The following is a 12,689-nucleotide window of genomic DNA, read 5'->3' on the forward strand; positions in this document are numbered from 1 at the left end:
TGAGGCCGGTCTCGGCTACCGACGCCGGAGGGCGACGATTGCGACACAGAGCGCGACGACCGCGACGCCACCGCCGAAGCCGGACAGCCCGTCCGCAACACCATCTGTGTGCTCGGAGTCGCCGTCTTCACCACCCTCGAGTTCGCTATCGCTGTGTGGATGCTGGCTGTCGCCGTCGCCAACAGCCGTCTCGTCGCCGATACCCGACTCGACGGAGAGTTCGTTCGGGAGGTCCTCGCCAGTCCACGTCGCGACGTTGCCCGAGACCTCGTCGGCGTTCGTATCGGTGACCGGACCAGGCATCCTCACGTGATGTGTCGCCGTCGTCTCCTGTGGGCCGGCAGCCGGCGCGACGACCTCGAGTTCCTCGTAGACGACGGTTTCACCTTCCCTGTATACGTCCAGCCGATCGACGGCATCGGTCTCGAGGTCCTCGAAGACTATCGTAAGCTGGTGACCACCCTCGAGATCTTCCCTCGAGACCGAGACCGTCCCGATCCACGGCTCGTCCGCATACAGCGACTCGTACCAGTCGGTGACGTCGTCGTAGCCGGCCTGCTGGGCACTCATCTCGAGCACGTCGTACCCTGCATCGTCGACGGTCACGACGCTTTCGACCGACTCGATCGCTCCCTCGTCGGTGACCACCGTCTCGCTCGTCGTCTCGGAGCCGGTCGATCCGGAACCGACTACGGTTCCACACGAAGCGATCACTAGCACGACAACCATCACGAACCCAATAGCTCCGATCGACCCCGACGCGTCGACGTTCATACGACGGTTCGCCAATCTATCGGATATAAACTCTCGCTCGAACGACGCGTGTGTTTCGCTCGATTTCAGCCGTCGCTCGTCGCGATGCTCCGCGATCGTGTATTGACGTCGGCAGAAAGCGCCCGGAGCGGGATTTGAACCCGGCAGAGACGGTCCGGGCGTGCGGCGCTTCGCGCCGTTCCGGGCGTGCGACTCTTTGTTTTCAAATCCCTCGTCGGCGTTTCGCTGACGCCGCTACTCCTTCGTCGTTACACTCCTCACTCGTAGGTTGGCGTCAGCAGAAAGCGCCCGGAGCGGGATTTGAACCCGCGTCACAACCGTGACAGGGTTGTATGATGGGCCACTACACCATCCGGGCTTACCACATCGTTTCCCGGTCGAAGTATTAAGGGTTGTGTTCTCGTCGTCTCGAGTGGCCTGCTAACTTCTCACAGCACTGGCAGTACCGGGCCCGCCGCTCGAGTCGGCATTTCATCCGTTCCATATCAGTTGTCACTCGACGCGACGCGGCCTGATAGGGATTATCGTCGGAGTTCATAGATTTCCCGGTCCGGGATCGAAACACGGTATCAATCCCTGCGAGGCGACACATCCGGCTGGCTACGATAATCCCTATGAATACGTGGTTTCGTCGCCTAACTCGGTCTCGAACTGATTCACCAGCGACTGCAATTCCTCGGCGGCATATGACGATTATTTGAGATTCGTTGCGATCGCATCTCCCCGCGAGCGGCCTCCGTCGTTCCGTCGTCCTCGAGCGGGCGGCTCTCTATAGCCGGCTACCACTCGAGGTCGGTGTCTGCTCGGTTTCCGCGACTACTCGAGAAATGAACGCTCAATTCTGGCCCGGTAGTTTTTATCGCTTTTGGCCACTCTGGTTAAAAAACGTTTCCAGTGCCATCATTGCCCCTGCGTACGATGCGGCAATCACAGCAGCGAGGAGCAACAGAACGAGGAGGGACGTAAAACTGAACAGAATGTAAAGGGACCAGTACGCAGCTATGACGGCCATAAGGAACACTACTGCAAGGAACGGCATGAAGTAGGACGGAATCCTAGCTCCCATGATATTATAATATTCTGAGACGTAATGTATAATTTTTGGTCCCTGGGGTTTCAGGGTTATCGAATGGCTAATTCACTGAGTTAAACGTGGCACAAGCGAAGCCACCGTTCAGGACTCAGTGAACAATATAACTCGTTCACAGACGATGAGACAACTTCCGAGAAATCGCCACAAGATGTGGCGTCTACAAAAGCAAATATGCCGTAAGACAACAAATCCAACGCTGGATAGTGATTCACCACGGCCCTCAAGTTCAACCCTCGCTCGTCTCTCCGCTTCTCGCTCGTAGTTGGCGTCAGCAGAAAGCGCCCGGAGCGGGATTTGAACCCGGCAGAGACGGTCCGGGCATGCGGCGCTTCGCGCCGTTCCGGGCATTCGACTCTTTGTTTTCAAATCCCTGTTGAGGTTTTTCACAGACGAGCGACTCGCTCCGCTCGTCGTATTAGTCTGTGAAAAACGCCCGGAGCGGGATTTGAACCCGCGTCACAACCGTGACAGGGTTGTATGATGGGCCACTACACCATCCGGGCTTACACCACATCGTTTCCCGCTGGTAGTCTTAAGGCTTTCCAATCGATCGGCCTTTGGTACGGGGAATCGGGACACGACGATGCCCTCGAGTCCGCCCCTGCATGTCAGTATATGCCACGACCCACAAGGAATTTAACCGAGAGTCGGGAACTGTGACGTGTGATCGGCTCTCCCGGTCAGGGTCGCCCGGTCGGTTAGCCCTGCTTCTGACTCGAGTTAGTAACGCTTAACTGCGTCCCACCGGTAGGAGACTGTAGTATCTCGTGACAGCCACTTCTCTCCCCATAGCCCACAGGCACACCGACACATGGTAGACGTAAGTAAACACGAACTCGTTCCGGAGCATACCATCCTCGAGGACGACGACCTCGAGGAGGTGCTTTCGGAGTACGACATCGACCGTACAGACCTTCCGAAGATCAAGCGCACCGATGCTGCGTTGCCCGACGATGCGGAGATCGGCGACGTGATCAAGATCGTTCGGGACTCGAGAACGACCGACCAGGCAGTCGTATACCGACTCGTGGTGGAATAAATGGCAACAGAACTCAACAGAGCAAAACGACGGGACATCTCACGCGAGTACTTCTCGCGCGAACGACTCGCAGAACACCACTATCGCTCGTTCAACGCCTTCCTCAACCGAGGCATGCAGGAAGTCGTCGACGAGAAGGAGACGATCGATACGGACATCGGCGACAAGGAAGGCGAGGAACCGGTCCACGTCGAACTCGGTGACGTCCGGGTCGTGACGCCCCGCGTTCGCGAGGCCGACGGCTCCGAAGAACTGCTCTACCCGCAGGAAGCACGACTGCGCAACATCACCTACTCCGCGCCGGTCTTTATGGAGATGTCGATCGTCAAAGGCGAGGAAGGCGACGAACGGGTCGTCGACTCGACGGAGACCAAGATCGGTCGGATGCCGATCATGGTCGGCTCCGATAAGTGTAACATCGCCGGCTTCTCCGACGAGGAACTGATCGAGATCGGTGAGGACCCCGCCGATCCCGGCGGTTACTTCATCGTCAACGGCTCCGAGCGCGTGCTGATGACCAGCGAGGACCTCGCACCGAACAAGATTCTCGCCGAGTACGACACCAAATACGGCGACGAGATTCAGGTCGCCAAGACGTTCTCCCAACGGCGTGGCTACCGGGCCTTGGTCCTCTGTGAGCGCACCCGCGACGGCCTGCTCGAGGTGTCGTTCCCCTCCGTGTCGGGTTCGATCAACTTCGTCACGCTCGTTCGCGCACTCGGTCTCGAGTCCGACGAGGAGATCGTCCACAAGGTCTCGAACGACCCCGAGGTCGTCAAGTACATGCTCGAGAACTTAGAGGAGGCCGACGTCCAGACCGAGCAAGAAGCAATCGAGGAACTGGGCAAACGCGTCGCGTCGGGCCAGGGCAAGAACTACCAGCTCAAACGCGCCAACTACGTCATCGACCGCTACCTCCTGCCGCATCTCCACGAGGATGGCGTCGAGGAAGAAGACGTCCGCATCAACAAGGCACACTACCTCTGTCGGATGGCCGAGGCCTGCTTCGAACTCGCGCTCGGCCGTCGCGAAGCGGACGACAAGGATCACTACGCGAACAAGCGCCTGAAGGTCAGTGGCGACCTGATGAAAGACCTGTTCCGGACCGCACTCAACAAGCTCGCCCGGGACGTCAAATACCAGCTCGAGCGCGCGAACATGCGAAACCGCAATCTCTCGGTCTCGACGGTCGTCCGCTCGGACGTCCTGACCGAACGCCTCGAGCATCCGATCGCGACGGGCAACTGGGTCGGCGGCCGCTCCGGCGTGAGCCAGCTGGTCGATCGCACCGACTTTATGGGGGTTCTCTCTCACCTTCGCCGTCTTCGGAGTCCGCTCTCCCGGTCCCAGCCACACTTCGAGGCACGGGACCTCCACGCGACGCAGTGGGGTCGTATCTGTCCCTCCGAAACGCCTGAGGGACCGAACTGTGGGCTGGTGAAGAACTTCGCACAAGCGATGGAACTTTCCCAGAACATCGAGGACGAACAGGGACTCAAACGCGAACTGGCATCGATGGGCGTCGAGGGCATTCCGGGCCTCGAGGGAATCAGCCAATCGACGCCGGCCGACGATTAACGATACATGAGCAGCCAACAACGCGAAGCCAAAGTCTACGTCAACGGGTCGCTGGTGGGGACCCATCCCGATCCGCACGAACTAGCCGAACAGATCCGCGAAGCACGCCGCATCGGCGATGTCTCCGAGATGGTCAACGTCTCGGTCAAAGACCGCACCCGAGAAGTCATCATCAACGCCGACGCCGGCCGCGCACGCCGACCACTCCTGGTCGTCGAGGGCGGCGAACCGCGCATCTCCGACAGCGAAATCGAGGCGCTGCAAAACGGCGACCTCGAGTTCGAGGACCTCGTCTCGCACGGTTACATCGAGTTCATCGACGCCGAGGAAGAAGAGGACATCCTCGTCGCCGTCGATGAGGACGATTTGACCGACAACCACACCCACCTCGAGATCGATCCACAACTCATCTTCGGGATCGGTGCCGGAATGATCCCCTACCCCGAGCACAACGCCAGTCCGCGTATTACGATGGGGGCCGGGATGATCAAGCAGTCGCTGGGGTTGCCGAGCGCGAACTACCGTATTCGGCCGGATACGCGCCAGCACCTGCTGCATTACCCACAGCTCTCGATGGTCAAGACCCAGACGACCGAACAGATCGGCTTCGACGACCGACCCGCAGCACAGAACTTCGTCGTCGCCGTGATGAGCTACGAGGGGTTCAACATCGAGGACGCGCTGGTCATGAACAAAGCCAGCGTCGAGCGCGCACTCGCTCGCTCGCATTTCTTCCGGACGTACGAGGGCGAGGAACGCCGGTATCCGGGCGGACAGGAAGACCGATTCGAGATTCCGAGCCAGGACGTCCGCGGAGCCCGCGGCGAGGAAGCGTACGCCCACCTCGACGAGGACGGTCTCGTCAATCCGGAAACGACGGTCGACGAGAACTCCGTCCTGCTCGGGAAGACGAGTCCGCCGCGATTCTTAGAGGAACCGGACGACATGGGCGGCCTCTCACCACAGAAACGCCGCGAGACCAGCGTCACGATGCGCTCGGGAGAGAGCGGCGTCGTCGACACCGTCACGCTGATGGAAGGCGAGGACGGCTCGAAGCTCTCGAAGGTCTCGGTGCGCGACGAGCGTATCCCCGAACTCGGGGACAAGTTCGCGTCCCGTCACGGCCAGAAGGGGGTCGTCGGCCACCTCGCACCCCAGGAGGACATGCCCTTCACCGAGGAGGGTGTCGTCCCCGACCTCGTTTTGAACCCGCACGCGCTGCCGTCGCGGATGACCGTCGGTCACATCCTCGAGATGATCGGCGGGAAACTCGGTGCGATGGAGGGACGACGCGTCGACGGGACGCCGTTCCTCGGTGAGGACGAGGACGAGCTTCGCCAGGGCCTCGAGGATGCCGGCTTCGATTCGGCGGGCAAGGAGACGATGTACTCCGGCATCTCCGGCGAGAAGATCGAGGCCGAAATCTTCGTCGGGATCATCTTCTACCAGAAGCTCTACCACATGGTCTCGAACAAGCTCCACGCCCGCTCTCGCGGACCGGTACAGGTGCTGACCCGCCAGCCGACGGAGGGTCGCGCCCGCGAGGGAGGTCTTCGTATCGGGGAGATGGAGCGAGACGTCTTCATCGGCCACGGGGCCGCAATGACGCTCAAAGAACGCCTGCTCGACGAATCCGACCGCGAGTTCATCAACGTCTGTGGACAGTGTGGGATGAGCGCAGTCGAGAACGTCGAGCAACGTCGGGTCTACTGTCCGAACTGCGACGAGGAGACCGACATCCACGAGATCGAGATGAGCTACGCGTTCAAGCTGCTCTTAGACGAGATGAAGGCCCTGGGTATCGCGCCACGACTGGAACTATCGGACGCCGTCTAAATCATGCAAAACAGCACACCAAAAGATATCGGATCGATCAATTTCGGGCTGATGGAGCCCGAAGAGTATCGAGAAATGAGCGCGACGAAGATCATCACCGCCGACACCTACGACGACGACGGCTTCCCCATCGACATGGGGTTGATGGACCCGCGTCTGGGCGTGATCGATCCTGGCCTCGAGTGCAAGACCTGCGGCAAACATTCGGGTTCGTGTAACGGCCACTTCGGCCACATCGAACTGGCCGCACCGGTCATCCACGTCGGCTTTACGAAGCTCATTCGGCGGCTGCTCCGCGGAACGTGTCGGGAGTGTTCGAAGCTCCTGTTGACCGAAGACGAACGCGAGGAGTTCCGTGACGACATCACGGAATCGCGCAAACTCGGCCGCGACTTAAACGACGTCACGAAGGCCGCGATTCGTCAGGCCCGAAAGAAGGATCGCTGTCCTCACTGCGGCGAGATCCAGTACGACATCGACCACGAGAAGCCCACGACCTACTACGAGGTCCAGCAGGTCCTGACCAGCGAGTACTCCCAGCGCATCGCGGGCGCGATGCAAGGCGACGAGGAAGCCGGCATCGACCGCACCTCGCCGGACGAACTCGCCGAGAAGACCGAGATCGAACTCTCTCGGATCAACGAGATTCTGTCGGGGTCGTTCCGACCACGCGAGGACCAGCGCAAGGCCATCGAGAAAGCGCTGGACATCGACCTCACCGAAGAGGACACCAACAAGCTGATGCCAAGCGATATTCGGGACTGGTTCGAGAACATTCCCGACGAAGATATCGAGGTGCTTGGTATCGATTCCGATCGGTCCCGGCCGGAGTGGATGATCCTCACCGTGTTGCCGGTTCCGCCGGTCACGGCGCGACCGTCGATCACGCTCGACAACGGCCAGCGCTCGGAAGACGACCTCACGCACAAGCTAGTCGACATCATCCGGATCAACCAGCGGTTCATGGAGAACCGCGAGGCCGGTGCGCCACAGCTGATCATCGAGGACCTCTGGGAACTGCTGCAGTACCACGTCACCACGTTCATGGACAACGAGATTTCGGGGACGCCGCCGGCCCGCCACCGCTCCGGTCGGCCGCTCAAGACGCTCTCCCAACGCCTGAAGGGCAAGGAGGGGCGTTTCCGTGGCTCGCTGTCGGGCAAGCGTGTCAACTTCTCGGCCCGAACCGTCATCTCGCCTGACCCGACGCTCAGCCTGAACGAGGTCGGTGTCCCCGACCGCGTCGCCAGCGAGATGACCCAGACGATGAACGTCACCGAACGGAACGTCGAGGAGGCGCGACGCTACGTCTCGAACGGACCCGAGGCTCACCCTGGTGCGAACTACGTTCGCCGTCCCGATGGTCGCCGACTGAAAGTGACCGAAAAGAACTGCGAACAACTCGCCGAGAAGGTAGACGCTGGCTGGGAGGTTAACCGCCACCTCGTCGACGGCGACATCGTCATCTTCAACCGCCAGCCGTCGCTGCACCGGATGTCGATCATGGCCCACGAGGTCGTGGTCATGCCATACAAGACGTTCCGACTCAACACCGTCGTCTGTCCGCCGTACAACGCTGACTTCGACGGCGACGAGATGAACATGCACGCCCTCCAGAACGAGGAGGCCCGCGCCGAGGCCCGCGTGCTCATGCGCGTCCAGGAGCAGATCCTGAGTCCGCGCTTCGGTGAGAACATCATCGGGGCGATCCAGGACCACATCAGTGGGATGTACCTGCTGACCCACAACAATCCACGGTTCAACGAGACCCAGGCACTGGATCTCCTGCGAGCAACCCGAATCGACGAACTGCCGGAACCAAGTGGGATCGACGACGAGGACGACCCGTTCTGGACCGGTTACGACGTCTTCTCCGAGCTGCTGCCCGACGATCTGAACCTCGAGTTCACCGGCACCGTCGGCGAGGATGTCGTCGTCGAAAACGGCCAGCTGATCGAGGGGACGATCGCTGAAGACGAGGTCGGCGAGTTCGGCGGCGAAATCGTCGATCGGATCACGAAGGAGTACGGTAACACGCGTTCGCGAATCTTCATCAACGAGGTCTCGACGCTTGCGATGCGGGCGATCATGCACTTCGGGTTCTCGATCGGGATCGACGACGAGACGATTCCCGGCGAAGCCCAGAATCGCATCGACGAGACGATCGACGACGCCTACGACCGCGTCCAGGAGCTCATCGAAGCCTACGAGCGAAACGAACTCGAGTCCCTGCCGGGTCGGACGATCGACGAGACGCTCGAGATGAAGATTATGCAGACGCTCTCGCGTGCACGTGACAACGCAGGAAACATCGCTGACGAGCACTTCACCAACGAGAACCCCGCCGTCGTCATGGCCGAGTCCGGTGCACGTGGCTCGATGCTCAACCTGACCCAGATGGCCGGCTGCGTCGGCCAGCAGGCAGTTCGTGGCGAGCGGATCAACCGCGGCTACGAGGACCGTACGCTCAGTCACTACGAGCCCAACGACCTCTCGGCGGAAGCCCACGGCTTCGTCGAGAACTCCTACACCAGCGGGCTGACCCCACGGGAGTTCTTCTTCCACGCGATGGGTGGCCGCGAGGGTCTAGTCGACACGGCAGTCCGGACCTCGAAGTCCGGCTATCTGCAGCGCCGGCTCATCAACGCACTGTCGGAACTCGAGACCCAGTACGACGGGACGGTCCGGGATACCTCGGATACGATCGTCCAGTTCGAGTTCGGCGAGGACGGGACCTCGCCGGTCAAGGTCTCCTCGGGTGACGAGAACAACGTCGACGTCGAGGAAATCGCCGGTCGCGTGCTCGACTCGGAGTTCGACTCCGAAAGCGACCGAGCGGACTTCCTCGGCATCGACCGGGAGGTAACGAACCTCTCGGAGCATGCAGACGATCGCCTGACCGAGCACACGGAGGTGCCCTCCGATGACTGAGGTCGCCTTCGACGTCGACGACGACACGATCGCGGTCGTCGAAGACACCGACCTCCCGCGGCGACTCAAGGACAACGTCTACGAGGAACTCGAGGGTCGACCCGACGCGACCGTCGAGGACGCCGACGAGCTCGCGAAGGCCGTCGAGGCCCGCTACGTCGACACCCGCGTCGAACCGCTCGATCCCGTCGGCACCGTCTCTGCCCAGTCGATCGGCGAACCTGGTACGCAGCTGACGATGAACACGTTCCACTACGCCGGTGTCGCGGAGATCGACGTGACACAGGGGCTGCCGCGACTGATCGAGCTCGTCGACGCCCGGAAGACCCCGGATACGCCGATGATGACGGTGTATCTCGAGGACGAGTACGCCACCGAACGCGAGAAGGCCCACGAGGTCGTCTGGAACATCGAGGCGACGAAGATCCTCGCGTTGGGTGACGTTTCGACGAACGTCGCGGACATGCGCGTTCAGATCTCGCTCAACCAGGATACTCTGACCGAGCGGATGATCACGGCCGAAGAAGTCGCCGAGATCATCGAGGACAACCTTGGGGTCTCGACCGTCCAGAACGGCACCGAGATCCAGTTCGGTCCCGAGGAGCCGTCCTATCGTGACCTCTTGCAGCTCGTCGAGGAACTACGTGACATCACGTTCAAGGGAATCGAAGAGATTTCCCGGGTCGTCATCCGTCGCGAAGAGATGGACGACGGCAGCGAGGAGTTCATCCTCTACACCGAGGGATCGGCCTTCGGCGACGTCCTCGAAATCGAGGGCGTCGACGCCTCCCGGACGACGTGTAACAACATCCACGAGATCCATCACAATCTCGGGATCGAAGCCGCCCGCGAGGCGATCATCGAGGAGACGAACAACACACTCGCCGAGCAGGGTCTCGACGACGTCAACGTTCGCCACCTCATGCTCGTCGCGGACATGATGACGAACAACGGTGACATCGAATCGATCGGTCGCCACGGTATCTCCGGATCGAAAGAATCGGTACTCGCTCGTGCAGCGTTCGAGGTAACCGTCAATCACCTGCTCAACGCTGCGATTCACGGCGAGATCGACGAGTTAGACGGGGTCACCGAGAACGTCATCGTCGGCAAGCCGATCAAGCTCGGTACCGGAGATGTCGATCTCCGGATGGGGTCGACGGGGCCGAGTACGCAAGCTGACTGATCGATGACGATTTCCCTCGACGACGACGCACGGCAATATCTCTCGCTGTTCGAGGACGTCACCGGCGCAACCGGTACCGACTGCATCCTCGAGGGTACAGCCGAGGACGAAAGCGACGAGGCCGACCAACTGATCGTCGTCGTCTCGAAGGGGCAGATGGGGGAAGCGATCGGGCCCGGCGGACAGACCGTCCAGCGCTACGAGGATCGGGTTAGCCTCCCGGTCCGACTCGTCGAGGCGGCCGACGAACCGGAAGTGTTCGTCGCGAATACGCTTGCACCCGCGGCGGTCTACAACGTCACGATCAGCGAGAACAACGACACCGTCGCCTACGTGGAGGTCGCCGAGGACGACCGCGGCGTCGCCATCGGCTCGAACGGTCGAACGATCGAGGCCGCCCGAACACTCGTGGACCGCCACTTCGACATCGACGACGTCCAGTTGGTCTAACGGCCGTCAGTTGGCGCTATTGGTTGCGAAGAATCGATTTTCCGACACCGTTTTTTGACATGACAAGTAACCAAATAAATAAACAGCTGCCACCAGTACGTGGAACTGATGTCCGACACGAACGCCACAGCTGACGATGCAATCGACGTAGACACACTCGAGATCGCACCGGAAACGGGGTGGAACAACCTCTATCTCGACGGCGAGTGGGTTTCCGCTGGCGACCGGGAATCGATTGACATCGAGAATCCCGCGACACGGACGACGATGGCGACAGTCCCCTCGGCGACCGTCGAGGACATCGACGAGGCGTACGCGATCGCAGAGACGGCCCAGGATGCGTGGGCCGAGCGGCCGCCACAGGAACGCGCCGGGATCGTCACCGAGGCCTGTCAGCGTCTTGGGGCGTACGCCGAGGATCTCGCGACGCTGTTTGCGCTGGAGTGTGGCGGCGTTCAGCTGAAAGCCGACTTCGAGACACAGCTTGCCCAGGGGACGATGGAGGTCGGTGCCGGACTCGCGATGCGAGACGGCGGCCGCCGCAAGGAGTCGGTCACTCCGGGCAAGGAGAACCTGCTCGTTCGCGAACCGGCGGGTGTCGTTGGTGTCATCACCCCTTGGAACTTTCCGCTGTATCTCTCGAGTCGCGTCGTCGCGCCGGCCATCGCCCTTGGTAACAGCGTCGTGTTGAAGCCCGACGAACATACGCCGATTACGGGCGGGCTCGTCCTCGCGACGGTCTTCGAGGAAGCCGGGCTTCCCGACGGCGTGTTGAACGTCGTTCCCGGCTACGGCCACGAGATCGGCGACCACTTCTCGGGACACCCGACGCCGTCGGTGATGTCCTTTACCGGCTCCTCGGAAGTGGGCCGCGGCGTCGGCCAGCGTGCCGTCGGCTCGTATACGGAGCCGGCACTGGAACTGGGCGGCAACAACGCCCACATCGTGCTCGAAGACGCCGACCTCGAGCGGGCGATCGACGCCGGTGCGTTCGGCTCCTTCACGCACCAGGGCCAGGAGTGTATCTCGATCAACCGCCATCTGGTCCACGAATCGCTCTACGACAAGTACGTCGCCGGGCTGGCCGACCGTGCCGAACAGTTACCCATCGGCGACCCACGCGAGGAAGGCGCGCTCGTGGGGCCGGTCATCAATGAGAGCCAGCGCGACAAGATCGTCGGCTTCGTCGATGAGACCATCGCACAGGGGGCGACCCTCGAGGCCGGTGGCGACCACGACGGATTGTTCGTCGAACCCACGGTGTTGTCGGACGTAACGGGCGAGATGCCGGTGGCCTGCAACGAACACTTCGGTCCAGTCGCGCCGGTGATCCCGTTTGCGACCGACGAGGAAGCGATTCGTATCGCCAACGACACCGAGTACGGGCTCTCGGGCTCGGTTCACTCCACGGACGTTTCGCGGGCACGTGACGTGGCCGATGCGTTAGAGACGGGCATGGTTCACATCAACGATCAGCCGTTGAACGACGAACCCCACGTCGCATTCGGCGGCGTCGGCGCGTCGGGCATGGGTCGGTACAACGACGAGTGGATCTTAGAGACGCTGACGACGGTCAAGTGGATCTCGGTTCAACGCGAGCCACGAGAATACCCCTACTGACCGGTTCTGCTCGCGGGTTCGTGACGACACACAAGTTGGATTCACTTTAGGACTCGGTCAAAACCACTCGACGCGATACTCACAGCGTATGTGTTTAGCCCGGGCTGATTTCGGTACTCTCTCGTAGGAAGCGTTCAACGGACGCGATATGAACAGGCAGCAGACATCGGATACGATTCTCA

At 61.1% G+C, this 12,689-nt stretch carries 8 protein-coding genes and 2 tRNA genes; 7 read left to right on the forward strand and 3 right to left on the reverse strand.

The window, feature by feature from the left end; all coding sequences use genetic code 11:
- Window positions 1-15: 15 nt before the first annotated feature.
- The 3 genes from D8Y22_RS21615 to D8Y22_RS21625 all read right to left on the reverse strand — a co-directional run bounded on the left by D8Y22_RS21615 (window position 16) and on the right by D8Y22_RS21625 (window position 2,370).
- Window positions 16-774, reverse strand: coding sequence for a hypothetical protein (locus tag D8Y22_RS21615; RefSeq protein WP_141466703.1), 759 nt, complete (start codon window positions 772-774; stop codon window positions 16-18).
- Window positions 775-1,059: 285 nt separating this feature from the next.
- Window positions 1,060-1,132, reverse strand: a tRNA-Asp gene (locus D8Y22_RS21620).
- A gap of 1,165 nt (window positions 1,133-2,297) precedes the next feature.
- Window positions 2,298-2,370 (reverse strand) — tRNA-Asp (locus D8Y22_RS21625).
- A gap of 308 nt (window positions 2,371-2,678) precedes the next feature.
- Here D8Y22_RS21625 and D8Y22_RS21630 point away from each other — a divergent pair.
- The 7 genes from D8Y22_RS21630 to D8Y22_RS21660 all read left to right on the forward strand — a co-directional run bounded on the left by D8Y22_RS21630 (window position 2,679) and on the right by D8Y22_RS21660 (window position 12,507).
- Window positions 2,679-2,906 (forward strand): DNA-directed RNA polymerase subunit H, encoded by a 228-nt coding sequence (locus D8Y22_RS21630; protein WP_141466704.1) that lies wholly within the window; start codon window positions 2,679-2,681, stop codon window positions 2,904-2,906.
- Window positions 2,907-4,484: a DNA-directed RNA polymerase subunit B'' gene (locus D8Y22_RS21635; protein WP_141466705.1), complete on the forward strand. Its 1,578-nt coding sequence runs from the start codon at window positions 2,907-2,909 to the stop codon at window positions 4,482-4,484. It begins immediately after the preceding gene.
- Between the two features lie 6 nt (window positions 4,485-4,490).
- Window positions 4,491-6,320, forward strand: coding sequence for a DNA-directed RNA polymerase subunit B (gene rpoB, locus D8Y22_RS21640; protein ID WP_141466706.1), 1,830 nt, complete (start codon window positions 4,491-4,493; stop codon window positions 6,318-6,320).
- Between the two features lie 3 nt (window positions 6,321-6,323).
- Entirely contained in the window at window positions 6,324-9,251 is a 2,928-nt protein-coding gene (locus D8Y22_RS21645; protein ID WP_141466707.1) for a DNA-directed RNA polymerase subunit A', read from the forward strand.
- On the forward strand, window positions 9,244-10,437 hold the full coding sequence (gene rpoA2 / locus D8Y22_RS21650) for a DNA-directed RNA polymerase subunit A'' (protein ID WP_141466708.1): 1,194 nt from the start codon (window positions 9,244-9,246) through the stop codon (window positions 10,435-10,437). The genes D8Y22_RS21645 and rpoA2 overlap by 8 nt, the downstream gene beginning before the upstream one ends.
- A gap of 3 nt (window positions 10,438-10,440) precedes the next feature.
- The gene (locus D8Y22_RS21655) at window positions 10,441-10,887 is read left to right on the forward strand and encodes a NusA-like transcription termination signal-binding factor (RefSeq protein ID WP_141466709.1); all 447 of its coding nucleotides are present in this window, start codon (window positions 10,441-10,443) and stop codon (window positions 10,885-10,887) included.
- Window positions 10,888-10,995: 108 nt separating this feature from the next.
- Complete coding sequence (locus D8Y22_RS21660) at window positions 10,996-12,507, forward strand: aldehyde dehydrogenase family protein (protein ID WP_141466710.1); 1,512 nt, start codon at window positions 10,996-10,998, stop codon at window positions 12,505-12,507.
- Window positions 12,508-12,689: the final 182 nt, after the last annotated feature.

The sequence above is a fragment of the Salinadaptatus halalkaliphilus genome (assembly GCF_006543045.1).
Taxonomy (GTDB): Archaea; Halobacteriota; Halobacteria; order Halobacteriales; family Natrialbaceae; genus Salinadaptatus; species Salinadaptatus halalkaliphilus.